Source organism: Streptomyces flavofungini (genome assembly GCF_014650815.1).
GTDB classification, from domain to species: domain Bacteria; phylum Actinomycetota; class Actinomycetes; order Streptomycetales; family Streptomycetaceae; genus Streptomyces; species Streptomyces flavofungini.
Genome location: NZ_BMVR01000001.1, coordinates 756053 through 779657 on the forward strand (window position 1 = coordinate 756053; position 23605 = coordinate 779657).

At 71.0% G+C, this 23605-nt stretch carries 23 protein-coding genes and 1 riboswitch; of the genes, 7 read left to right on the forward strand and 16 right to left on the reverse strand.

Features of this window, described 5'->3' with window-relative positions; all coding sequences use genetic code 11:
* Positions 1 to 115 precede the first annotated feature (115 nt).
* The 10 genes from IE274_RS03195 to clpS form a co-directional block, all read right to left on the reverse strand.
* Positions 116 to 1066, reverse strand: coding sequence for a PLP-dependent cysteine synthase family protein (locus IE274_RS03195; protein ID WP_190113949.1), 951 nt, complete (start codon positions 1064 to 1066; stop codon positions 116 to 118).
* 16 nt (positions 1067 to 1082) lie between these two features.
* Entirely contained in the window at positions 1083 to 1370 is a 288-nt protein-coding gene (locus tag IE274_RS03200) for a MoaD/ThiS family protein (RefSeq protein WP_190113950.1), read from the reverse strand.
* A gap of 238 nt (positions 1371 to 1608) precedes the next feature.
* On the reverse strand, positions 1609 to 1713 hold the full coding sequence (locus tag IE274_RS40290) for a putative leader peptide (RefSeq protein ID WP_016638880.1): 105 nt from the start codon (positions 1711 to 1713) through the stop codon (positions 1609 to 1611).
* Positions 1714 to 1825: 112 nt separating this feature from the next.
* Complete coding sequence (locus IE274_RS03205; RefSeq protein ID WP_190113951.1) at positions 1826 to 2602, reverse strand: ABC transporter ATP-binding protein; 777 nt, start codon at positions 2600 to 2602, stop codon at positions 1826 to 1828.
* On the reverse strand, positions 2599 to 3594 hold the full coding sequence (locus IE274_RS03210) for a FecCD family ABC transporter permease (RefSeq protein WP_190113952.1): 996 nt from the start codon (positions 3592 to 3594) through the stop codon (positions 2599 to 2601). Before IE274_RS03210 ends, IE274_RS03205 begins: the two co-directional genes overlap by 4 nt.
* A 104-nt stretch (positions 3595 to 3698) precedes the next feature.
* Positions 3699 to 4679 carry an ABC transporter substrate-binding protein gene (locus IE274_RS03215; protein WP_190114129.1) on the reverse strand — a complete coding sequence of 327 codons (981 nt, stop codon included), beginning with the start codon at positions 4677 to 4679 and terminating at the stop codon, positions 3699 to 3701.
* Between the two features lie 38 nt (positions 4680 to 4717).
* A riboswitch (cobalamin riboswitch) is annotated at positions 4718 to 4835 on the reverse strand.
* Positions 4836 to 4837: 2 nt separating this feature from the next.
* Positions 4838 to 5260, reverse strand: a complete 423-nt coding sequence (locus IE274_RS03220) for a M67 family metallopeptidase (protein WP_190113953.1) — start codon at positions 5258 to 5260, stop codon at positions 4838 to 4840.
* 88 nt (positions 5261 to 5348) lie between these two features.
* Complete coding sequence (locus tag IE274_RS03225; RefSeq protein ID WP_190113954.1) at positions 5349 to 6833, reverse strand: amino acid permease; 1485 nt, start codon at positions 6831 to 6833, stop codon at positions 5349 to 5351.
* A gap of 341 nt (positions 6834 to 7174) precedes the next feature.
* Complete coding sequence (locus IE274_RS03230) at positions 7175 to 7783, reverse strand: DUF2017 domain-containing protein (protein ID WP_190113955.1); 609 nt, start codon at positions 7781 to 7783, stop codon at positions 7175 to 7177.
* 11 nt (positions 7784 to 7794) lie between these two features.
* Complete coding sequence (clpS, locus tag IE274_RS03235; protein WP_030358347.1) at positions 7795 to 8112, reverse strand: ATP-dependent Clp protease adapter ClpS; 318 nt, start codon at positions 8110 to 8112, stop codon at positions 7795 to 7797.
* Between the two features lie 80 nt (positions 8113 to 8192).
* Here clpS and IE274_RS03240 point away from each other — a divergent pair, with 80 nt between their 5' ends.
* Both IE274_RS03240 and IE274_RS03245 read left to right on the forward strand, forming a co-directional pair.
* Complete coding sequence (locus IE274_RS03240; protein WP_190113956.1) at positions 8193 to 9530, forward strand: nicotinate phosphoribosyltransferase; 1338 nt, start codon at positions 8193 to 8195, stop codon at positions 9528 to 9530.
* 78 nt (positions 9531 to 9608) lie between these two features.
* Positions 9609 to 10193: a nicotinamidase gene (locus tag IE274_RS03245; protein WP_190113957.1), complete on the forward strand. Its 585-nt coding sequence runs from the start codon at positions 9609 to 9611 to the stop codon at positions 10191 to 10193.
* A 149-nt stretch (positions 10194 to 10342) separates the two neighbouring features.
* Here the strand turns inward: IE274_RS03245 and IE274_RS03250 are convergent, their stop codons facing one another.
* Both IE274_RS03250 and IE274_RS03255 read right to left on the reverse strand, forming a co-directional pair.
* Positions 10343 to 10657 (reverse strand): hypothetical protein, encoded by a 315-nt coding sequence (locus IE274_RS03250; protein WP_190113958.1) that lies wholly within the window; start codon positions 10655 to 10657, stop codon positions 10343 to 10345.
* A 134-nt stretch (positions 10658 to 10791) separates the two neighbouring features.
* The gene (locus IE274_RS03255; RefSeq protein WP_190113959.1) at positions 10792 to 13230 is read right to left on the reverse strand and encodes an immune inhibitor A domain-containing protein; all 2439 of its coding nucleotides are present in this window, start codon (positions 13228 to 13230) and stop codon (positions 10792 to 10794) included.
* A 489-nt stretch (positions 13231 to 13719) separates the two neighbouring features.
* Between IE274_RS03255 and IE274_RS03260 the strand changes: the two genes are divergently transcribed.
* The gene (locus IE274_RS03260) at positions 13720 to 14064 is read left to right on the forward strand and encodes a hypothetical protein (RefSeq protein ID WP_190113960.1); all 345 of its coding nucleotides are present in this window, start codon (positions 13720 to 13722) and stop codon (positions 14062 to 14064) included.
* Between the two features lie 107 nt (positions 14065 to 14171).
* Here the strand turns inward: IE274_RS03260 and IE274_RS03265 are convergent, their stop codons facing one another.
* Together IE274_RS03265 and IE274_RS03270 are read right to left on the reverse strand one after the other, a co-directional pair.
* On the reverse strand, positions 14172 to 14903 hold the full coding sequence (locus IE274_RS03265) for an RDD family protein (RefSeq protein ID WP_190113961.1): 732 nt from the start codon (positions 14901 to 14903) through the stop codon (positions 14172 to 14174).
* A 171-nt stretch (positions 14904 to 15074) separates the two neighbouring features.
* Positions 15075 to 16841, reverse strand: a complete 1767-nt coding sequence (locus IE274_RS03270) for an RDD family protein (protein WP_190113962.1) — start codon at positions 16839 to 16841, stop codon at positions 15075 to 15077.
* A 288-nt stretch (positions 16842 to 17129) separates the two neighbouring features.
* Between IE274_RS03270 and IE274_RS03275 the strand changes: the two genes are divergently transcribed.
* On the forward strand, positions 17130 to 17609 hold the full coding sequence (locus tag IE274_RS03275) for an SsgA family sporulation/cell division regulator (protein WP_190113963.1): 480 nt from the start codon (positions 17130 to 17132) through the stop codon (positions 17607 to 17609).
* 19 nt (positions 17610 to 17628) lie between these two features.
* Here the strand turns inward: IE274_RS03275 and IE274_RS03280 are convergent, their stop codons facing one another.
* Positions 17629 to 19038 carry an FAD-binding oxidoreductase gene (locus tag IE274_RS03280; protein WP_190113964.1) on the reverse strand — a complete coding sequence of 470 codons (1410 nt, stop codon included), beginning with the start codon at positions 19036 to 19038 and terminating at the stop codon, positions 17629 to 17631.
* 97 nt (positions 19039 to 19135) lie between these two features.
* On the opposite strand from IE274_RS03280, the gene IE274_RS03285 reads away from it, so the two are divergent.
* Positions 19136 to 20761 carry a tetratricopeptide repeat protein gene (locus IE274_RS03285; protein WP_229909114.1) on the forward strand — a complete coding sequence of 542 codons (1626 nt, stop codon included), beginning with the start codon at positions 19136 to 19138 and terminating at the stop codon, positions 20759 to 20761.
* A 304-nt stretch (positions 20762 to 21065) separates the two neighbouring features.
* On the opposite strand, the gene hppD is transcribed toward IE274_RS03285, so the two are convergent.
* Positions 21066 to 22211 (reverse strand): 4-hydroxyphenylpyruvate dioxygenase, encoded by a 1146-nt coding sequence (gene hppD, locus IE274_RS03290; protein ID WP_190113965.1) that lies wholly within the window; start codon positions 22209 to 22211, stop codon positions 21066 to 21068.
* 121 nt (positions 22212 to 22332) lie between these two features.
* On the opposite strand from hppD, the gene IE274_RS03295 reads away from it, so the two are divergent.
* On the forward strand, positions 22333 to 22812 hold the full coding sequence (locus IE274_RS03295) for an Lrp/AsnC family transcriptional regulator (RefSeq protein ID WP_190113966.1): 480 nt from the start codon (positions 22333 to 22335) through the stop codon (positions 22810 to 22812).
* A 77-nt stretch (positions 22813 to 22889) separates the two neighbouring features.
* Positions 22890 to 23537: an ABC transporter permease gene (locus IE274_RS03300; protein WP_190113967.1), complete on the forward strand. Its 648-nt coding sequence runs from the start codon at positions 22890 to 22892 to the stop codon at positions 23535 to 23537.
* Positions 23538 to 23605 lie beyond the last annotated feature (68 nt).

Below are 23605 nucleotides of genomic sequence, written 5' to 3' on the forward strand. Positions count from 1 at the left end.
TCGGCGCTCCGCGCCTCGTCCTCAAACTCCCCCAAGCTCTTAAGGAGCAGGGGGACTCCCATGACGGGCTGATTTCAGCCCGTCCGGCGTTTGAGGCGCGGGGCTCCCAGCCTGGCTACGCCCATAGCTGCCCCTGCACCGTCGCGATGGCCTCCTCGTCCGTCGCCGCCGTGTAGACGCCGGTCGAGAGGTACTTCCAGCCCCCGTCGGCCACGACGAAGACGATGTCGGCGGGCTCGCCCGCCTTGACGGCCTTGCGGCCGACGCCGATCGCGGCGTGGAGGGCGGCGCCGGTGGAGACCCCGGCGAAGATGCCCTCCTCGCGGAGGAGTTCCCGGGTGCGGGTCACCGCGTCGGCGGAGCCGACGGAGAAGCGGGTGGTGAGGACGGAGGCGTCGTAGAGCTCGGGGACGAAGCCCTCGTCGAGGTTGCGCAGGCCGTAGACGAGGTCGTCGTAACGCGGCTCGGCGGCGACGATCTTGACGTCGGGCAGCTGCTCGCGGAGGTAGCGGCCGACGCCCATGAGGGTGCCGGTGGTGCCGAGGCCCGCCACGAAGTGGGTGAGGGACGGCAGGTCGGCGAGGATCTCGGGGCCGGTGGTGGCGTAGTGGGCGCCCGCGTTTTCCGGGTTGCCGTACTGGTAGAGCATCACCCAGTCGGGATGTTCGGCCGCCAGTTCCTTGGCGACGCGTACGGCCGTGTTGGAACCTCCCGCCGCGGGCGAGGAGATGATCTCCGCGCCCCACATGGTCAGCAGGTCGCGCCGCTCCTGGGAGGTGTTCTCCGGCATGACGCACACGATGCGGTAGCCCTTGAGCCGGGCCGCCATGGCGAGGGAGATGCCGGTGTTGCCGGAGGTGGGCTCCAGGATGGTGCAGCCGGGCGTCAACCGGCCGTCCTTCTCGGCCTGTTCGACCATGTGGAGCGCCGGCCGGTCCTTGACGGAGCCGGTCGGGTTGCGGTCCTCCAGCTTGGCCCAGATGCGGACCTCGGCGGACGGCGACAGACGCGGGAGGCGGACCAGCGGCGTGTTGCCGACGGCCGCGAGCGGGGAGTCGTAACGCATCGGTGAGCCGGGGCCCTCAGGCCATGCCGCCGGCGACGGCCGGCAGGATCGTGACGCTGTCGCCGTCGGCGAGCTTGGTGGAGACGCCGTCGAGGAAGCGGACGTCCTCGTCGTTGAGGTACACGTTCACGAAGCGGCGCAGCGCGTTGCCCTTGTCCTTGTCGATGAGCCGGTCCTGGATGCCCGTGTGCCGGGACTCGAGGTCGGCGAAGAGGGCGGCGATGGTGTCGCCGTTGCCCTCGACGGCCTTCGCGCCGTCGGTGTAGGTGCGGAGGATGGTCGGGATGCGGACCTCGATGGCCATGCGGAGGGCTCCTGTCGGGGAGTGGTTCTGGGGTGCGTTCGTGGATGGTGCGGCGGTGCGGGGTGGTGCTGCGCGGTGCGGGGTGGAGCGGGGTGGAGCGGTATGAGGCGGGGCTCTGCGGGAGTCCCGGTGGGGATGGTGGCACGGGGCGCGCCGGGCGGGGCGCGCGGCGGGGTGTGGGGCCGCGGGTACGGCGCCGCTGCTCACCGCCGCGCTGCGGCGGGCGGGGCGGCGCCCGTCAGGGCCGACAGATGGCGCTGGCGAGGCGGCACAGGTCGACGTGCAGCCGGCCGACGAGCAGGGCGCCCGGCGTCGTATCGATGCTCACGTCGTTCGAAACCATGCGGTCATCGTAACGATTCCCGGTCCGGGACCCGGAATGTGATCTCGGATGCCGGACGGATCGCGTTCGGTGGCCGGACGGGGTGGGGTGTTCCGGCCGTTCACGGCCCGCCTCAGCCCACCGCCCCCGGCAGATACGTCACCGTCGGCGCCCCCGTGGCCGGATGCACCGCCACCTCCGCCGCGACCCCGTACACCTCCGCCAGGAGCTCGCCGGTGAGGACCTCCCGCGGGGGCCCGGACGCGACGACCCGGCCCCCGTCGAGGACGTACAGGCGGTCGCAGTAGTACGCGGCGAGCGTCAGGTCGTGCAGGGCGAGCAGGTTGGCCGTGCCGAGGCCGCGGACCAGGCCGAGGATCTCCAGCTGGTAGCGGATGTCGAGGTGGTTCGTCGGCTCGTCGAGGACGAGTACGGCCGGTTCCTGCACCAATGCCCGTGCGGTCAGGACGCGTTGGCGTTCGCCGCCGGAGAGCCGCGCGAACGACCGCCCGGCCAGGGCGGCCGCGCCCACCCGCTCCAGGGCGTCGTGGACCAGCTCCTCGTCGGCGGCCGTGTCGCCCTCCCAGAAGCGTTTGTGCGGGGAGCGGCCCATGGCGACGATCTGGCGGACGGTGAGTTCGAAGCCCGTCTGGCCGTCCTGCGGGACCGTCGCGATCCGGCGCGCGCGGGCCTTGACGCCGGCGTCCGCCAAGTCGTCGCCGTCGAGCAGGACGCGGCCGCCGGTGGGCGTGAGCGCCCCGTACACACAGCGAAGGAGCGTCGTCTTGCCGCTGCCGTTGGGGCCGACCAGTCCCACCGTCTCGCCCGCGGAGACGCTGAGTGAGACGGCGTCGACCAGGCGGCGGCCCGAGCGGATCTCGTACGTCAGGTCCTCCGTGCGCAGCCTCATGCCGCCTCCTCCCGCGTCCGCCCCCGCCGCAGCAGCCACAGGAAGAACGGGCCGCCGGTGAGCGCCGTGAGCACGCCCACCGGGATGTCCTGCGGCGCCGCCACCGTGCGGGCCGCGAGGTCCGCCACCACCAGGAACACCGCGCCCATCAGCGCCGCCACCGGAAGCAGCGCCCGGTGTGCCGCGCCCACCAGCATCCGGGCCGCGTGCGGCACCATCAGGCCGACGAAGCCGATGGCTCCGCTGTGCGCGACCAGTACGCCCGTCACCAGCGAGGTGAGGACGAACACGGCCGCGCGGAACCGGGCCGTGTCCAGGCCGAGCACGGTCGCGCCCTCCTCGCCGACCAGGAGCAGGTCCAGTGGGCGGGCCAGCGCGATCAGCAGGGCCGTGCCGACGGCCAGGACCGTCAACGGCACCGCGAGCATGTCCCAGCGGGCGCTGCCCAGGCCGCCGAGGGTCCAGTACAGGACCTCCTTGAGGTGGTCGGCCCGGGCCGAGACGACCAGGATCAGGCTGGTCAGGGCGGCCAGGACGTAGGAGACGGCGACGCCCGCGAGGATCAGGCGGCTGGTGGTGAAGCCGCCGCCGGGCTCGCGCGCGAGGGCGTACACGACGAGCAGCGCGAGGAACGCCCCCGCGAAGGATGCCGCCGGGATCGTGACCGTGGTCGCCATGCCCGCGCCGATGCCCAGCACGATCACCGCTACGGCGGCGGCCGAGGCGCCGGAGGAGACGCCCAGCAGGAAGGGGTCCGCCAGAGGGTTGCGGACCAGGGCCTGGAGGGTCGTGCCGACCACGGCCAGGCCCGCGCCCACGGCTGCGCCCAGCAGGACCCTGGGGAGGCGGACGTCCAGGACGATCGTGCGGTACGGGGACGGGTCCGCGTTGCCCGTCAGGATGTGGACCACGTCCGCCGCGGGAATCCTTACGGAGCCCCAGGCCAGCGCGGCGATGGCGGCGGCCGCCAGGGCCAGGGTGAGCGTGGCCATGACGGCTGCGAAGCGGAGGCCGGTGCGTCCCTCGGGTGGCACGGGCCCCCGCCGATCGGCCTGCGGCCTCGGCCTCGTCCTCGAACGCCGGACGGGCTGGTCGGTCACCGCAACTGCTCCGCCAGCTTCCGCACCGCCCCTGGTGCCCGCACCCCCAGCACCACGTCCGACAGCGGCAGTACCGCGAAGCGCTTGTTCTTGATGGCGGGGACGTCCTTGAGGGCCGGGTCGTCCAGGAGGCGCTTCTTCTTCTGGGCGACCGTGGACGCGCCGTAGTCGTAGATCACGATGACGTCGGGGCGGCGGTCGACCACCGTTTCCCAGGAGGCGTCGCCGAAGGGCTTGTCGAGGTCGGCCATGATGTTGCGGCCGCCCGCGCGCTCGATGATGTCGTTGCCGATGCCCCGGCCGCCCGCGGTGAACGCGGTCTTGTCGCCGCTGTCGTAGACGAAGACGGCGGGTGCCTTGCCGCCCTTCGCCGACTTCTCGGCGGTGGCGGCCAGGTGCGCCCTGGCGTCGCGCACCCACTTCTGCGCCCGGTCGCGGACGCCGAAGGTGGCGCCCGCCTCGCGCACCTCGCGGTAGACGTCGTCCATCGTGACGGACTTCTTGGCGCAGCCCTCGATGTTGAGGCGGCTCTTGATGCCGGACTTGGCCAGGGCCTCGCGGGAGCGGCCGTCGCCCGCCGCGAAGGCGCTCGCGTAACCGCCGTAGACGAAGTCGGGGTTGGCGGCGAGCAGCTTCTCGTAGGAGGGGTACTCCTTGGCGAGGACCGGGCGGGAGTCGTACGCCTTCTTGTACTCGGGGAGCACCTTGTCGTCGAGGTAGGCCGTCCCGGCTATGCGGTCCTTCAGGCCCAGTTCGAGGAGGATTTCCGTCACGTGCTGGTTCATGGTGACCGCGCGCTTCGGGGGTGCCTCGTATGTCGTCTTCGTACCGCAGTTGGTGACGGTGTACGGGAATCCGGCGGCGTGGGAATCAGCTGTCCCGGAGTTCTCGTCGTCGGACGACGAGGACGACGAGCACGCCGTCAGGGGCAGCAGGATCGCCGCCGCGGCGAGCAGGGCGCGGGTACGCATGGGGATGCGGGCCTCCTCCAGGGGATTTCCGCGTCCCCTGTGCGAAGTGGAGGAGGCGGCAGGTCAGTTCCTGACTCCCGGGCGCGCGCCGCGGCCGGTCACAGTGGCGGGACCGCGCCGGATTTCCACCGGCTTCCTGGGTCCTGCCGCCTCGAAGGTCGGCATCAGTATGCCTGTACGACCTGGACCTCTTCCTCGGTGACCGTCCCCGCCACGATCCGGAACGAGCGGAACTGGAAGGGACCCGCTTCGTCGGTGTCGGCGGTGGAGACGAGGACGTAGTGGGCGCCGGGCTCGTTGGCGTACGTGATGTCGGTGCGCGAGGGGTAGGCCTCCGTGGCCGTGTGCGAGTGGTAGATGACCACGGGCTCCTCGTCGCGGTCGTCCAGGTCGCGGTAGAGCTTGAGCAGGTCGGCCGAGTCGAACTCGTAGAACGTGGGCGAGCGGGCCGCGTTCAGCATCGGGACGAACCGCTCGGGGCGGTCGCTGCCCGCCGGGCCCGCGACGACGCCGCACGCCTCGTCGGGGTGGTCCTGGCGCGCGTGCGCGACGATCTGGTCGTGGAGGGCCTGGGTGATGGTCAGCATGTCGGCCAGGATAAGCAGCAGGGCGGCCCCGTACCGAAGTGTGGTACGGAGCCGCCCGCATGCTGGACGAGGCCCGGTGCGGCCCGGGTCAGTCCTTGGTGACCGGGGCGGCCTGGCCGGCGTGCACGCGCTTCTTGAAGGCGGCGGCGTCCGGGTTGCGGCTCTTCAGGACCAGGTAGGACACGCACAGGATGGCGGCCCAGATCGGCGCGCAGTAGAGCGAGATCCGCGCGTCCTTGTCGATGCCCATCATCACGATGACCATGCCGATGAAGGCGAGGGCGAACCAGCTCGTGTACGGGGCGCCGGGCGCCTTGAAGGTGGACTGGGGCACCTCGCCGCGGTCGGCCTTGCGGCGGTAGTTGATCTGGGAGACCAGGATCATGATCCAGGCCCACATGCCGGAGATGGTCGCGAAGGAGACGACGTAGTTGAACGCCTCGCCCGGCCACTGGTAGTTGATCCACACGCCGACCAGCATCAGCGCGGCGGAGGCGGTGGTGCCGACCAGCGGCAGGCCGTTCTTGGTGAGCTTGGTGAAGAACTTCGGGCCCTGGCCGTTGAGCGCGAGGTCGCGCAGCATGCGGCCGGTGGAGTACATGCCCGAGTTGCAGGAGGAGAGCGCGGCGGTGAGGACCACGAAGTTCACGATCGCGGCGCCGACGCCGAGGCCCATCTTCTCGAAGGCGGCGACGAACGGCGAGACGCCCGGCTGGAAGGACGTCCACGGCACGACCGAGAGGATCATGATCAGGGCGCCGACGTAGAAGACGGCGATGCGCCACGGCACGGTGTTGATCGCCTTGGGCAGGGTCTTCTTCGGGTCCTTGGACTCGCCCGCGGTGACGCCGACCAGCTCGACGGCGAGGAAGGCGAACATCACGATCTGCAGGGTCATCAGCGTGTTGCCGATGCCGTTGGGGAAGAAGCCGCCGTTGTCCCACAGGTGCGAGACGGACGCGGTGTCACCGGCGTCGGAGAAGCCGATGGTGAGGATGCCGGCACAGATCAGGATCATGCCGATGATCGCGGTGACCTTGACCATCGAGAACCAGAACTCCAGCTCGCCGAAGAGCTTCACGGAGATCAGGTTGGCGCCGTACAGGATGACCGTGAAGATCAGTGCGTACGCCCATTGTGGAATGGAGTCATGTGTCCAGTACTGCATGTACTGGGCGGCCGCGGTGACTTCGGTGATGCCGGTGACGACCCAGAAGAGCCAGTACGTCCAGCCGGTCACGAACCCGAAGAACGGGCCGACGAATTCACGGGCGTACTCCGAGAACGAGCCCGACACGGGCCGGTACATCAGGAGCTCGCCGAGCGCGCGCATGATGAAGAAGATCACGAGGCCCGCGATGGCGTACGCGAGGATGAGGCTGGGCCCGGCCTTGTGGATGGCCTTGCCCGCACCGAGGAACAGGCCGGTGCCGATGGCACCGCCGATCGCGATCATCTGGATCTGCCGGGCTCCCAGCCCGCGCTGATAACCCTCGTTGTCGCCGGACGAGCCCTCCGTGGCCGCCGCGGCCTCATTGCCGTCGTGGTGTTCTTCGACCTGCACTGAGGTCATGGTGACGCCTTTCTCCATGCTGATCCGCGCCGCGAACTGCGGTTTCGCCGCGGACCAGGTCCTGATCCCCCCGGATGGTGATGGAGTGCCACCGGCGGTCTGCCGGCCTGAGCGCCCCCGGTGACATGGGTGGCGTCACCGAGCGGTCGTGAAGATTTATCACGACCGTCACAGTGATCGAATGAGTCATATGTGGCATACGACACAGGAAGAAGCGGACAAAAACGCCCTGCCGATATAAAGAGGGCGTGAAGGTGACAGGATCGTTATCCGGATTTGAGCGTCCGTTGAGCGAACGCTCATGATCTTCAAATCAACGTCACGCGAAGGTCAGAGAACCGTCACGGCATCAGCGTCTCGACGAGCGTCTCCTGCAGCCCGCCCAGCCACAAATAGGCCATCACCATCGGCTTGCGCGGATCGGAATCGGGCAGCCGGTAGAGGAGGTCGGCGTCCTCCTCGTCGGCCACGTCGAGCCGGGCGCCGATCGCGAGCCGCAGGTCGTTGAGCGCGCCGAGCCAGCTCCGCGACTCCTCCGCGGACAGTTCCAGGACGGCGCCGCCCTCGCCCGCGACGGTGAGCGCGTCCAGGGAGCGGATCACGGCGAGCGCGTCGTCGCGCTTGCGGGCCCGCAGGTCGTTCTCGGTGAAGCGCCGGAACTCGGCGGAGTACGCCCGCAGCTCGTCGGCCTTCTCCAGGGAGCTCGGCTCACTGCCGGGACCGCCGTACGCGTCCGGGAGCAACCGCTTGAGCACCGGGTCGGCGGGCGGCTCGCTCGGGCCCTCCGCGAACAGCTCCGCGAACAGGTCGCCGTCCTCGCCGGCCGGCTCCTCGCCCGGGCCGATCAGCTCCAGGAGCTGCACGGCGAGCGAGCGGATGATCGAGATCTCGACCTCGTCGAGGGCGACGGCCGCGCCGCCGCCCGGGATCGGTTCGAAGTGTCCTGGCATCAGTCGCGTCGCTACTTCCGGTCCTGCTGGAGCGTTGCCCACAGCCCGTATCCGTGCATCGCCTGCACGTCCCGTTCCATCTCCTCGCGGGAGCCGCTGGAGACGACGGCCCGGCCCTTGTGGTGCACGTCCATCATCAGCTTGGTGGCCTTGTCCTTCGAGTACCCGAAGTACGTCTGGAAGACATAGGTCACATAGCTCATCAGATTGACCGGGTCGTTGTGCACGAGCGTGATCCACGGAACGTCCGGCTCGGGGACCGCGAAGGTCTCCTCTTCCGCGTCCGGGCGTGTGATCTCTACGGGAGCAGCGCTACTCACTTGCCCCATGCTGCCACCCGGGGCGGCCCACCGCACAAACGGACCCCCGAAATCGTCAGAGTGACGAGATGCGGGGTAGCATTCTTGTCATGAACTCTGGGGAGCATGACCTGGGGCTGCCGGTGGACGTACCGTCCACAGCGCTGTTCACAGATCACTACGAGTTGACGATGCTGCAGGGCGCGCTGAAGTCGGGCACCGCCGACCGGCGCTCGGTCTTCGAGGTGTTCACCCGCAGACTGCCCGAGGGCCGCCGCTACGGCGTCGTGGCCGGGACCGGGCGGGTCCTGGACGCCGTCGAGAACTTCCGCTTCGACGCCGACGTCCTCGCCTTCCTGCGCGAGCGCGGCGTCGTCGACGAGCCGACGCTCGACTGGCTGGCCTCGTACCGCTTCAGCGGGGACATCTGGGGCTACCCGGAGGGCGAGACGTACTTCCCGGGCTCGCCGATCCTGCGGGTCGAGGGCTCCTTCGCGGAGTGCGTGCTCCTGGAGACGGTGATCCTCTCCATCCTCAACCACGACTCGGCCATCGCCGCCGCCGCCTCCCGCATGGCCTCCGCCGCGGGCGACCGGCCGCTGATCGAGATGGGCGCCCGCCGCACCCACGAGCTGGCCGCCGTCGCCGCCGCCCGGGCCGCGTACATCGGCGGCTTCACCACCACCTCCGACCTCGCGGCCGGGTTCCGGTACGGCATCCCGACCGTCGGCACCTCCGCGCACTCCTTCACCCTCGCCCACGACAGCGAGCGCGACGCCTTCCGCGCCCAGGTCGACGCCCTCGGCCGGGGCACCACCCTGCTCGTCGACACCTACGACGTCGGCGAGGCCGTCCGGATGGCCGTCGAGATCGCCGGGCCCGAGCTCGGCGCCGTCCGCATCGACTCCGGTGACCTGCTGCTCGTCGCCCACCGGGTACGTCAGCAGCTCGACGAGCTGGGCGCCACCAACACCAAGATCGTGGTCACCTCCGACCTGGACGAGTACGCCATCGCCTCGCTCGCCGCGGCGCCCGTCGACGCGTACGGCGTGGGCACGCAGCTCGTCACCGGCTCCGGGCACCCCACCTGCTCCATGGTCTACAAGCTCGTCGCCCGCGCCCGCTCCGCCGACCCCAAGGCCCCCCTGGAACCCGTCGCCAAGAAGTCCCTCGGCGGGAAGTCGTCCCTCGGCGGCCGCAAGTGGGCCGCGCGGCGCGTCGACGACGCCGGGATCGCCGAGGCCGAGGTCGTCGGCACCGGTGCCGTGCCCGGCGACCTCGCCGACCGGCAGCTCCTCGTCGAGCTGGTCAAGGGCGGGGACGTCGTCGCCCGCGAACCCCTCGACGCGGTCCGCGAGCGGCACGCCGCCGCACGCGGGCGGCTGCCGCTCTCGGCCACCCAGCTGTCGCGCGGGGAGGCGGTCATTCCCACCGAGTACCTGGCCTGAGTGCGCCGCCCGCCCTCTCCCGCAACGGAGTGGAAGTCTCTACGCTCGGTTCATCCAGCTAGCTGAAGGAAACCCGCCATGCGTCGCGCCCTGATCGTCGTCGATGTACAGAACGACTTCTGCGAAGGGGGCAGCCTCGCGGTGTCCGGCGGAGCGGATGTGGCTGCCGCCATCACCGAACTCATCGGCCAGGCCTCCCCCTGCTACCGCCACGTCGTGGCCACCCGGGACCACCACGTCGACCCCGGCGACCACTTCTCCGCCGCGCCCGACTTCGTCCGGTCCTGGCCGCCGCACTGCGTGGCCGGGACGGAGGGGGTGGGGTTCCATCCGAACTTCGCGCCCGCTGTGGCGTCCGGGGCGATCGACGCCGTCTTCGACAAGGGGGCGCACTCCGCCGCCTACAGCGGGTTCGAGGGGGTCGACGAGAACGGGGTCTCCCTCGCGGAGTGGCTGCGGGCCCGGCAGATCCAGGAGGTCGACGTCGTCGGGATCGCCACCGACCACTGCGTGCGGGCCACCGCGCTCGACGCCGTACGCGAGGGTTTTCGCACCCACGTCCTCCTCGACCTCACCGCCGGTGTCGCCGAGGAGACCACCCACCGGGCCCTGGACGAGCTCCGCGCGGCGGGCGCGGAACTGACCGGCAAGCCGGTGGTGTAGCCCTGGCGGGGGCGCCCCGGGCACGCCCCTTCTCCGAAACCGGGGGCTACCGCCCCCTGGACCCCCGCTGTCGGCGCTCCGCGCCTCGTCCTCAAACTCCCCCAAGCTCTTAAGGAGCAGGGGGGACCCCCACGACGGGCTGAGATCAGCTACGCGGCCGCGCTCCGCCTGAGCAGCGCCCGGATCGGGTGCCACAGCTCCGCCGCCGCGTCCGGCGCCGTGCGCCATATGAGGCCGTCGGGATGGTGCAGGACGGCGGTCACCTCGTCCGGAGTGGGAGGCTCCGCGTTGCCGCGGAGGTAGACGGCGCGCAGGCCGAGGTTGCGGAGGCGGGTCAGGGCACGGGCCCGGTTCGCCGCCCGTACGAGCACCCGCACACTGCCGCCCCCGGCCCCGGGACTCGGCAGGGTCAGCGCCACCACCACACTGCCGTTGGGCAGCTTGCAGAAGCCTCCTGCGGCCATGGTCTGTCACACCCCCGTGAGACGTCGTGTCAATAAGAGAACCACAGCACGCACTCAAACACGATCGGCCGCCGCCCGCTAGAGGGCGACGGCCGATCGGCCAGAAACAGGCGCTTGACCTGCGTCAATGAGATTTACTTGGCGGACTTGCCCACCTGGAGCGTGATCGTCGAGCCGTCCTTGGGCTGCTTGAGGATCTTTATCCGGGTGTTGGTGTCAGTGACCTTGACACTTCCGGTGGGGTTCTCCGCGTACCAGTAGGTGCCCTTGCGGTCGTCGAAGACCGAGACGCCCTTCTGAGACTTGATCTTGAGCGCGACGTCGGCGTTGTGGAGCGTGAGCGCGTCGGTCGCGTACTTCGAGAACGGCGCGTCGAACGGCTGGATCTTGTTGCGCAGGAGCGAGCCGTCCTTCCACTTCAGCGGCTTGGCGTGGGCGTCGATCGGGAGGATCAGACCCTTGCCGGGGTGCTGGCTGACGTTGTTGTCCTTCTGGGAGGTGTCCCACTGCCAGATCATCAGGCCGGTCTGGTAGGGGTAGTGCTCGACCCAGTCGGGACGGGAGTTGGCGAAGCCGAAGTTGTACGGGCCGACCTTGAGGGTCTTGTCGTACGACACGTACTGCCGGTTCTCCGCGAGGTAGTACTGCTCGTACTGCTTGGTGAAGGACTCGCCGATGCGCGAGAAGCCCTTCGTCTTCCAGCCGTTGTCGTCGGCCTCGGCGCCGTCCTCGAAGAGCTTGGCGCCGTCCGCGGTCAGGGTGATCGCGTCGGCGGTGAAGCCCTTGAGCGCGGTGCCGCCGTCGGTGGCGTAGCGGAAGCGGACGTCGATCTTCTTGCCCGCGTAGGCGTCCAGCGGGAAGACCAGCTTCTGGTACTTCTTCGAGGAGCCGGTCAACGCGGGCTTGTCGCCGGCGTCGCGGGTGATCTGCTTGCCGTCGGCCGTGCCGTCGACGGGCGTCCAGTTGGCGCCGTTGTCGGTGGACACCTCGGTGTAGAGGTAGTCGTAGCTGGACTCGATGTCCCACCAACCCTGCAGGGACAGCTCGGCCTTGGCCTTGCCGGTGAGGTCGACGCTGCGGGTGAGCGTGTTCTTCAGGTCGTCGTCCTGACCGCTCCACCACTGCTTGGTGCCCTCGGCGGGCTTCACGACCGTCGTGGTGACCGGCTTCTTGGGCAGGTCGACGAGGAGCGCCTGGCGGTGCCGGGTGTTGTACTCGGACACGCCGAGCTTGTGCTCGGAGGTCGTCGCGGCCTTCGCCCGGTCGTAGTTGAGCCAGCCGAGCTGGAACTTGTCCCAGGCGGTCATGTCGCCGGGCAGGTCACCGATGGAGCCCTTGCCGGTGCCGAGCCAGGAACCGGCGGACATCAACGACCAGAAGCCCACGGAGTTCTCGGCCTTGCCGGTGGTGTCGTACAGGTCGGGCAGGCCCAGGTCGTGGCCGTACTCGTGGGCGAAGACGCCGAGGCCGCCGTTCTCGGGCTGCATCGTGTAGTCGCCGACCCAGATGCCGGAGTCACCGATCTGCGTGCCGCCCGACTTGTTGTCGGCGGGGCCGGTCTTGCCCGCGTCGTTGCCGTACGCGTACCAGCGGTGCGCCCACAGGGCGTCCTTGCCCTCGGCGCCGCCGCCCGCGGACTCGTCCTCGCCCGCGTGCACGATCTGGAAGTGGTCGATGTACCCGTCGGGCTCGTTGAAGTTGCCGTCGCCGTCGAAGTCGTAGCGGTCCCACAGGTCGTACTTGGCGAGGTCCGCCTTGATCTGGGCGTCCGTGCGGCCCTTGGCCTTCTGGTCCTTGACCCAGGCCGTGGTGCCGTCGCGGACCGCGTCCCAGACGTTGGCGCAGTTGGACTCGCCGCACCAGTTGGAGCCGTAGCGGGCCTCGTTGTAGTCGACCTTGACCCAGTCGGAGACCTCGCCGTCGACCGAGTACCGGCCCGACGACGTCTTCTCGTAGTAGGTCTTCAGGGAGTGCTTGGGCTTGCCCTTGCTGTCCTTGCCCGCACCGAAGTACAGGTCCTTGAAGTGCTTCTGGTTGTAGTCCGCCTGCCAGGCCGTGCTGTTGTCCTTCGCACGGTCCGGCTTGGCTATTTTGTTGTGCGCGGGGCCGGGCTTGCCGCCGTATTTCTTGATCGGCTGCTCGGGGCCGTCAGGACCGTCGGGGTCGTACATGGTGGTGTCGTCCACCTTGTCCCCGAACTCCACGAGAATCGTGAAGATCTTGTCGGTCTTCTCCCGGCCCAGCTCGACGTATTTCTTGTCGTCGAGCTTGACCACGTTCGACCCGCCGCGCTTGCGCACCTTGGCGTCGCCCGCGACGACCTGTTCCAGGGCGGCCTTGCGCTGCTGGGCCTGCTGCTTGCTGAACGGCCCCTCGAGGTCGTGGTCGGCGTGGGCCTTCGCGTCCGCCGGGTCCCGGCGGTCGATGGCGGCTGCCTTGCCGGTCGCGGACGCCTTGTCGCCGCTCCCGCCGTCTTCGGCCGCCGCCACTGAATACGCGGAGAACGTCGCGGTCGCCGCCGCGAGAGCGACCGCTGCCGCGGTTGCTCTGAACGTCCGTCTCTTGATGGTCACTTGATGCTGTCCTCCCCCGCGCCCGCATCACGGACCGAAATTCCCGGTCGAGGAGGTCCGCGCGCGATATGCGCGTCACAAGTGACGACATTCGACCGGAGAGAGGGAAGAAAAGACAGACCTTGACTTGAACAGGCCAAGTGCTCTATGCAGACTCGACCGACCGCTATCCGAACATGATCACGCGCGGGTGCGGCGGCGCACGCGCGTCATCCCCCGTCTCCTCAACAGGCGCGCCCCGCCGTCCAATTGGCGGGACGCATGAATCCATGCGCCCCCTGTGCACCGGCACCGTGGGTTAGGTCACGCTTACCGCACGTTCCCGTCGGGCATGCAGGCGAATAGAGTCATTTCGACGGTGCGCACGGGTACTCGGCGAAGCTTCCAAGTCGCCACCTTTGAGCACCCTTTGATTCGTATACGTCCACATCGTCTTGGATCTCCCCCGCATCTGCTGTCCCGAGGACGGATCACGCCATGCCTCGCCCCATGCCTCGTCCGACCGTCGCACAGCTCACCTACGGTTCCGCGACCGTCATCTGTTCGGCGCTCGCCATGCTGCTGCTCTCCCAGGCGAGTTCCGCGCCCGGTATAGCGGTCATCGCCCTCGCCGCGCTCGGCCTCGGCCTGCTCGTGGCGCTGACGGTGCCCCTGCCCAAACCGACCCCGGAGCCGCTGGGGACGCCGGCGGCCGCCACCGCGGTCCCGGTCCCGGCCGCGGTCCCCGCCTCCTCCCCCGTGGAGGAGCGGATCCCGGTCCAGCGCACGGTGATCGCCCCCGACTCCACCACCCCGCACGCCCCCGTGCCCGTACGCGAACCGGCGGGCCCCTGAGCGTCGCATGCCCTCGCATGTGACGCCCACGGACCCGCCGCAGGTACCGCCCGGCGCCGCCGCAGCGCCGGGCCGTACGCCTGCCTCCGTACCGCCCGGTCCGGGCCTCAGCCCACGCTGACCACCACGGTCTTGGCCGCCTTGTCGTGCAGCCCTTGCTTGTACGGCTTGTCGAAGAAGCTCCAGCCGCCGCAGATCGCCGTCCAGATGCAGGCACAGCAGAACGCGAACGGGATCCACAGCACCGCCGCGCGCACGAGCGCCGTCTGCAGCGTCGGGTTCGCCCCGTCGTTGAGGTTCGCCACCCGCAGCCCGAGCCACTTCTTGCCGAGCGTCTGCCCCGTCTTCGAGATCAGATAGCTGTCGTACGCCATGTACAGCACCGCGGCGAGCAGCGACTGCCCGAACGACCGCCCCGCGTCCACCTTGTCCGGGTCCAAGTCGTACTCGTTCGTCCCGAACAGCAGGGTGAGCAGGACGACGACCACGCCGATGAGGACCATGTCGATGATGCGGGCGAGGACGCGCTTGCCGCTGTCGGCGAGCGGGGGCATGCCCGCGAGGGGGTCCTGGCCGCCGGCACCGGCGCCGCCGTAGGGGTCGCCGCCGTAGGGCGGGGGTGGGGTGCCGCCGCCGAAGGGGGCGCCGCCGCCCGCGCCGTACGGGTCGCCGCCCGCGCCGGGTGGCGTCGGGCCGCCCGCACCCGGCGGGGGCGGGTCGTAGGGGGAGCCCGCGCCCGGGGGCGGGGAGCCCTCGGAGGACGGCGGATGCTGCTTCTTGAAGGGGTCGTTGTCGTCGGGGTCCGGGGGGCCGGGGTATTGCGGCGGTTCGGTGCTCATGGGGTGAGTGCACCTCGAAGTGGAGTGCGCCGCATGCGACGAGCGGCTGTCCGGGTTACGGCCCCCTGCGGGGACCTCTACCGAAACTAGGCCCGCGTCCGGCCCGGCGACAGCCCACAGACAGGCCGCACCCGCGCGGGCCCGGCCGCACCGGCGCGGCCCGGACAGGCCCTAGCCCGCCACGAACGTCCCCGCCGCCTTGTCGTGCCAGCACTGGCGCCAGGGCCGGTCGAAGAGGCACCACAGCACCCCGACGACCCCGACGAGCAGGACCCCCGGCACGCTGTACACCAGCCAGCGCCGCAGCGCCGCCCCGAACGACGGCGCCCCGTGCTCCTCGATGTCCCGCACCTCGATGCCGCACACCTTCTTGCCGAGGGTGCGCCCCCACTTGGCCGTGGGCAGCGCCTCGTACAGCACCCCGAAGAGCAGCAGCACCCCGAGCACGATCCCGAGGTACCCGGCCGTCGTCCCGTCGAGCAGCCACACCGTGGCCTTCTCGCCCGACAGCTTCGCCGCGTCGATCTTGCTGTCGATGTGGTCCGCGGCCCGCGTGCCGAGCGGCAGCGCGGCCCCCGCGGTCACCGCGGCGAGCACCACCGTGTCGACGAGCCGCGCGGCCAGCCGCTTGCCGAGCCCGGCGGGCCGCGCCTCCGACTGCGCCTGCACCACGGCCGCGAACGGGTCCGCCGCCACCGGCTTCCACGGCAGTACGGGGCCTTCGCCGCCCGGCGCCGACTGGCCCTGCTGGGGCGACTGGGCGAGCTGGTGCACCTGCTGGGCCCAGGAGGCCGAGCCGCCACCGGGGCCCGACGTCAGCGGGGAGGCGACCCCGGCCTGCGGGGGCACGCTCTGCTGCTGGACCTGGGCCTGCGGCGGCAACCCCTGCTGCGGGGGCACGGCCTGCTGCGGCACCACCGGCGCCTGCGCCGCAGCGGCAGGCGCAGAAGCAGCAGACGCGGAAGGAGAAGCCGCCGAAGCCGCAGCCGGAGAACCAGAAGAGCCCGCAGCCGTGCCGGAAGTGGTGCCGGTCTGCCCCGACTTGGGCCGCAAGGCCCGAATCGCCATCGTCCCCTCGGTCCCGCCGTCCGCGTCCGGTGTCCCGGCTCCCGCCGGCTTCACCGGTCCTGTCGGCCGCCGGAAGGTCACCGTTCCCTCGGTGGTGGCGGGTTTCGGTACGCCGGGCTTGACGGCCCGGATCGTCACCGTGCCCGGCCCGTCCGCGTCGGCCTCGTCAGGTCGGCCACCGGCCGCCGGAGCCTGCTCCCGCTGCCCCGGCTCCTGCCGCGCACCGGACTGCTGTTGCGCCGGTACGCGCCGCGCACCGCTCTCGGCCGCGCTCCCCGCGGCCGCCCCCGCCGGGGCCGCCGCGCCGGGCGCCGCCCCCTCGCCCCGCGCGCGCGGGTCCCGGGGGTCCGCCTGCCCGGGCGCACCGGTCGCCCCGGCCGATCCCCACGACACCCGCTGGTCCTGCTCGCCGCCGAGCCCCGTCTGCCGGGCCGCGTCCGCCTGCCAGGCCGAAGCGGGCTCGGGCTTGGCCCCGTGCTGCCCGTCCCCGGCGCCGACCCCGGCACCCGAACCAGCACCCGAAGCGGCCCCGGCGCCAGCCCCGGTGCCGCCGACGTCATGGCCGGGCCCGAAGCCCGGTCCGACCCCAAGACCGATGTTCGTGTCCGTGTCGGGCCCGGTCTGCGTCACCCCTCCCGGCTCCTCGTCGAAGAACACCGGCCCGGTCTCCTCGGCGGCCGCGGGCGCCGGGGGCGGGGTGGCCGAACGGGGCGGCGCGGGCAGGGGTTCGCCGTCGGACGGTGCGGGACGGCTCGTACCGGGCACCCAGGCCGCACCGTTCCAGTACCGGACATATCCCGGAATGGACGGATCGGGGTAGTAGCCTTCGCGGGGCCTGTCGTCGCCGGGGGCCGGGGTTGGGGCGCTCATGTCCGTCGTCCCGTATCTGCTCGGGGGTCTTGTAAGGCTCCACATCTATCAGACCCGCGCGCCGCGTCGGGCGGCTCCCGCCGCACCGCCCCCTTCCGTGCACGGTTCCTCCCCGCCGCCCGAACACGGTCTCCCGCCCTCTTGTCGTACCCGGCGAAAAAATCTTCCCGAAGTCGCGTAATGCCTGGCCGTCCGCACGCTCTCACTCTCTGCGGGCCCGAAACGGGTCCGGTGCACGGACCCGGTCCCGGGCCGCGTACAGAGCGAGAGAAAGGAAGCACACGCGCTATGCACACCGTGGTGGAACGCGAGCTGGAGCTCAAACTCGTCCTCTCGCCGGAACGGGCGATCCCCGTCCCGGCCCGGCTCAGCTACCGCACCGACGATCCGTACGCCGTCCACATCGCCTTTCACATCGGCTCCGAGAACCCGGTGAACTGGACGTTCGCCCGTGAACTCCTCGTGGAGGGGGTGTTCAGGCCGTGCGGCCACGGCGATGTGCGGGTGTGGCCGACGAAGGTCGACGGCCGGTCCGTCGTCCTGATGGCGCTCAGCTCGCCCGACGGCGACGCGCTCCTGGAGGCGCCGGCGCCCGCCGTGTCCGCCTGGCTGGAGCGCACCCTGCGGGTGGTCCCTCCGGGCTCTGAGGCCGAGCGGCTCGGCATCGACGACGGCCTCGCCGAGCTGCTCGCCCCCACCCCTGGCCGCGCGGACGAGCTGTGGCTGCGCGACCCGTGGCCGAGTGACGAGTCGAAGGACGGTGAGTGAGCACTGAGCACACGGGGGGTCAGAAGAGCTTGCCTGGGTTGAGGAGGTGGTGCGGGTCGAACGCCGTCTTGACGGCGCGCTGCATCTCCACGCCCACCGGTCCGAGCTCGCGTGCCAGCCACTCCTTCTTCAGGACGCCGACGCCGTGTTCACCGGTGATGGTGCCGCCGAGTTCGAGGCCGAGGGCCATGATCTCGTCGAAGGACTCGCGGGCGCGCCGCGACTCATCGGGGTCTGCCGCGTCGAAGCAGACGGTGGGGTGGGTGTTGCCGTCGCCCGCGTGCGCGCAGACCCCGATGGTCAGTCCGTACTTGTCGGCGATGCGCTCGACGCCGTCGAGCATGTCGCCGAGCCGGGTGCGCGGTACGCACACGTCGTCGATCATCGTCGTGCCCTTCACCGCTTCGAGTGCGGTGAGGGACAACCGCCGTGCCTGGAGGAGGAGTTCGGACTCGGCCGCGTCCTCCGCCGGGACGACCTGGGTCGCGCCCGCGGCCTCGCACAGGGCGCCGACGGCGGCGAGGTCGGTGGCGGGGTCCGGGGTGTCGAAGGCGGCGAGGAGCAGCGCCTCGGTGGTCTCCGGGAGGCCCATGTGGGCGATGGCGTTGACGGCGCGGATCGTCGTACGGTCCATCAGCTCCAGGAGCGACGGCACATGACCGCCCTCCATGATCTTGCAGACGGCCGCGCAGGCGGCGGCCGCCGAGCCGAACTCGGCGGCGAGGACGAGCTGTTGGGGCGGTTGCGGCTTGAGGGCGAGGACGGCGCGGACGACGATGCCGAGGCTGCCCTCCGAGCCGACGAACAGGCGCGTCAGGTCGTATCCGGCGACGCCCTTGGCCGTACGCCGTCCGGTGCTCAGCAGGCGCCCGTCGGCGAGGACGACGTCGAGGCCGAGGACGTACTCCGCCGTCACCCCGTACTTCACGCAGCACAGACCGCCGGAGGCCGTGCCGATGTTGCCGCCGATGGTGCACATCTCCCAACTGGAGGGATCCGGCGGGTAGAAGAGGCCGTGCTCGGCGACGGCGCGGGAGAGCGTGGCGTTGATGACGCCGGGCTCGACGACGGCGATCCGGTCGACGGGGTTGATCTCGATGATCCGGTCCATCTTGACGAGTGAGAGGACGACGCAGCCCTCGCTCGCGTTCGCCGCGCCGGACAGGCCGGTGCGGGCGCCCTGCGGGACGACCGGGACCTTCAGCTCGGTGGCGGTCCGCATGACGTGCTGGACCTCTTCGACGGTGCGCGGCAGGACCACGACGGCGGGCGTTCCCGCCTCGCAGAAGCTCGCCATGTCGTGGGCGTACGAGGCCGTGACGTCCGGGTCCGTGAGGAGCGCGTCGGCGGGGAGCCCGGCGCGGAGGCGGTCCAGGAGGTCGGCGGGTGCGGCGGGGGTGCCCGGCTTGCTGTGCGTGCCACTGCTCATGATCACAGCCTCGCACTCGGGGCCATCGGTGTGAACCCGTGTGCGACGCCGTTCACGTGCCGGGATGTGCTCTTCGTATTGACGCACAGTGAGCGCCATGGAGACCGAGAGGACGCCCCAGCACTCACCCCAGGACCCACCTGAGGCTTCGGCCCGGTCCGTGCCCGAGGCGTCGCCCGCCGCCCCGTCGACGGCACCGGCCGTGCAGAGCTCGGACGGCGTACGGATCCCTCGGCACGCGCGGACGTCACTGACCGCGGGGACCGCGCTCGGTGGCGGTCCCGGTCCGCGCCGCTCCCCCGCCCTGCGGCGCGCGCTCGTCGCCGCCGTCGCGGGCGGTGTCGTGCTCGGCGGGGTCCTGGTGCTGCTCCCCGACCGGAGCCGGGACTCCGCGCCGCCCGCGCTCGGCCCGGCCGGGCGGGCGGCGGCCGCGGTGGGCGCCGGGGCACCGGCCGCGATGCCCGACCTGACGGTCCTCATCGGTGCGCGCGAGGCGCATCTGCGGGCGCACCCCGGGGACGACCAGTCGTGGGCGGTACTCGGATCCGCCTACGTCGAACGGGGCCTCCGGACGGCCGACTCCGCGTACTACCCGAAGGCCGAGAACGCCCTGCGTACGTCGCTCCGCACCCGGCCCGAGCGGAACGTGGCCGCCCTCACCGGGCTCGCGAACCTCGCCAACGCCCGGCACGACTTCCGCGGCGCGAGGAAGTGGGGCGAACAGGCGGTGCGGCTCGCGCCGCGGCGGTGGGCGGCGCACGCGGCCCTGCTCGACGCCTACCGGGGGCTCGGGGACGCCAAGGGGGTCGGGCGGGCGCTGGCGAAGGTGCGGAAGCTCCGGTCCGGGGCGGCCGTCCGGATCCGCTCCGGCGCCGTCTACCGGGACCGGGGCTGGCGCGAGGACGCGGCGGCGGCGCTCACGGACGCGGCGGCGCTCGCGGAGACGCCCGCCGAACGGGCGGCGTGCCTGTACCGGGTCGGGGAGCTGGCCTGGGAGCGGGGTGAGCCCGGCGACGCGCTCCGCCACTACGACGCGGCGCTCGCGGCCGACCCCGACCTGCACCCCGCGCTGGCCGCGAAGGGGCGCGCCCTCGCCTCGGTCGGCCGGACGTCGGACGCCCTGCGCGCGTACCGGGCCGCGCTCGCCCGCCGCCCCGCGCCCGAATACGCCCTGGAACTGGGCGAGTTGTACGAGTCCCTGAAGCTGCGGCCCGCCGCGACCGCCCAGTACGACCTGCTGCGGGAGCGGGTGCGGCAGGGGGGTCTCGGCGGGGTGAACGACGAGCGGGTGCTCGGGGTGTTCGAGGCGGAGCACGGGGATGCGGGGGCGGCGGTGCGGAGGCTGACCGCGGAGTTCAAGCGGCACGCGTCGCCGGAGAACGCGGACGCGTTGGGGTGGGCGCTGCATCGCTCCGGGGAGTCCAAGGCGGGCCTCAAGCACGTCGAGTCCGCTGTGAAGAAGGGCCCCCGCAGTGCCCTGTTCGCCTACCACCGCGGCGAGATCGAACGCGCCCTCGGCCGCTACGGCGCGGCCCGCCGCCACCTGACGGAGGCCCTCCGCATCAACCCCCACTTCTCGCCTCTGAGGGCCCCAGCGGCCCACGCCGCCCTGAAGTCCCTGGGCGACCCCCCAGAGGGCGGCCCGGCCCAGGTGTACGCCCCCCGCGGGGCCCCCATCCCCAAACTCCCCCGCCCCACCAAGCCCTCCAGACAGTCCGACTGACCCCCCGTCACGGGCACCGCCGACCGGGGCTGTGCCCACCCTTCCCCAAGCTCTCGGCTTCGCTCAAGCAGGGGAGACCCCTGTCGCCCTGCGGGACGATTGCCCACAGGGTTGGGGGGTGGGGCGGCAGTCACCGGCAAGTCCCGCGCGCCTCAGTGACGCCAGAGCACCTGTCGCGGCACCGGTGCCCCGGGTGACCCGCAGGAGAGGCGGGCGGCCATCACGGATGCGGCCCGAGGCGCCGCGGTAGCGGCGGGGGCCGGGGCACCCCCGCCCCCGCCGCAGACGAAGGCGAAACCCCGGACTAGAGGTTGCCCCGCTTCTCCTGCTCGCGCTCGATCGCTTCGAACAGCGCCTTGAAGTTGCCCTTGCCGAAGCCCATCGAGCCGTGCCGCTCGATCATCTCGAAGAAGACGGTCGGCCGGTCCTGGACCGGCTTGGTGAAGATCTGGAGCAGGTACCCGTCCTCGTCCCGGTCGACGAGGATCTTCTGCTCGCGCAGGGTCTCCACGGGCACCCGGGTCTCACCGGCCCACTCGCCGAGGGTGTCGTAGTAACTGCCCGGCACGTCGAGGAACTCGACACCCGCGGCCCGCATGGCCTTCACGGTGGCCACGATGTCGTTGGTGGCGAGCGCCATGTGCTGGACGCCGGGACCGCCGTAGAACTCGAGGTACTCGTCGATCTGCGACTTCTTCTTCGCGATCGCCGGCTCGTTGATCGGGAACTTGACCTTCTTGGTGCCGTCCGCGACGACCTTCGACATCAGGGCGCTGTACTCGGTGGCGATGTCGTCGCCCACGAACTCCTTCATGTTCGTGAAGCCCATGACCTTGTTGTAGAAGGCGCACCACTCGTTCATCTTGCCGAGTTCCACGTTGCCGACGCAGTGGTCGATGGCCTGGAAGGTCCGCTTGGCGGGGGGCTCCACGATCGGCTGCGCGGGGACGAAGCCGGGCAGGTAGGGGCCGTCGTAGCCGGCGCGCTCGACGAGGGTGTGGCGGGTCTGGCCGTACGTGGCGATGGCGGCGCGGACGACGGTGCCGTGCTCGTCCTTCGTCTCGTAGGGCTCCTCGAGGCCGGTGGCGCCGTGCTCGACGGCGTAGGCGTACGCGGCGCGCGCGTCCGGGACCTCGATGGCGAGGTCGACGACACCGTCACCGTGCTCCGCGACGTGGCCCTCGAGGAAGCGGCCCCAGTCGGTGGAGGCCTTGATGACGGAGGTGAGGACGAAGCGGGCGGCACCGCTCTCCAGCACGTAGCTGGCGGTCTCGCGGCTGCCGTTCTCCGGTCCGGAGTAGGCCACGAGTTTCATGCCGAACGCCGTGGAGTAGTAGTGCGCGGCCTGCTTGGCGTTGCCCACGGCGAAGACGACCGCGTCCATTCCCTTCACCGGGAAGGGGTCGGCCTCGCGCGCGGTTTCGGGGGTGGTGTGTGTGGTCTGAGTCATAGAGGGAGGCTCCCGCCGAAGCGCAGGATGCGCAATAGTTCGCGTATTCGCTGGGCAATATGCGCAGCAGAACACCCAATCCAGCGGGCGTTCTGTACACGATGCTCATCATGGAGGCGGCATGGCGATCGATCATTTGGACGGCAGGCTCATCGTGCTGCTCGCGCGGGAGCCGCGGATCGGCGTCCTGGAGGCGTCCCGGCGCCTGGGGGTCGCGCGGGGCACGGTGCAGGCGCGGATGGACCGGCTTCAGTCGAACGGAGTCATCCGGGGTTTCGGCCCGGACGTGGATCCGGCGGCGCTCGGCTATCCGGTGACGGCGTTCGCGACGCTGGAGATCAAACAGGGCCAGGGCGCCGACGTACGGGCGCATTTGGCGACGGTGGCGGAGGTCCTGGAGCTGCACACGATCACCGGTCACGGGGACATGCTGTGCCGTCTGGTGGCCCGCTCGAACGCCGATCTCCAACGTGTGATCGACCGGGTGGTGGGTTTTGATGGCATCGTCCGGGCCTCCACGGCGATCGTCATGGAGAACCCGGTTCCGCTGCGCATCATCCCGCTGGTGGAGCAGGCGTCCGACGACACGGAACCTGGGTAGGGACGACGAGTACGGCACGCGGGTGCCGGGAGCCTCCCGGCGCCGTCCGAGCGCTCCCGGCGAGGTGAACGGCACAGATGAACTTCTGGGACTACCTCGGCAACCGTCACCAGCAGTTGCTGATGGACGCGTACCAGCACGCGAGCGCCGTCTTCCAGTGCATGGTCGTGGCCACGGCCATCGGCGTACTGATCGGCGTCCTGACGTACCGCAGCGAGTGGGCGGGGAACCTCGCCACCACCCTGACGTCCACGATCCTCACCGTCCCGTCGCTCGCCATGATCGGTCTGCTGATCCCGATCGTGGGTCTGGGGGTGGCGCCGACGGTGACGGCGCTGATCCTGTACGGCCTGCTGCCGATCGTGCGCAATTCGATCGTCGGCCTGCGCGGGGTCGACCCGACGCTGGTGGACGCGGCGAAGGGCATCGGGATGTCGCGGCTGCACCGGCTGGTCAGGATCGAGCTGCCGCTGGCGTGGCCGCCGATCCTGACGGGCATCCGGGTGTCCACGCAGATGCTGATGGGCATCGCCGCGATCGCCGCGTACGCCTCCGGTCCCGGCCTGGGCAATGAGATCTTCCGCGGCATCGCCTCGCTGGGCAGCAAGAACGCGCTCAATCAGGTGCTCGCGGGCACGCTGGGGATCATCGTCCTCGCGCTGCTCTTCGACGCCGCGTACGTCCTGATCGGCCGGCTGACGATTCCGAGGGGTATCCGTGTCTGAGACGTCCGATACGACCGCCGCCACACCCGAGGACCCGGCGCCCGCTCCCGCGACCACCACCGGCGCGA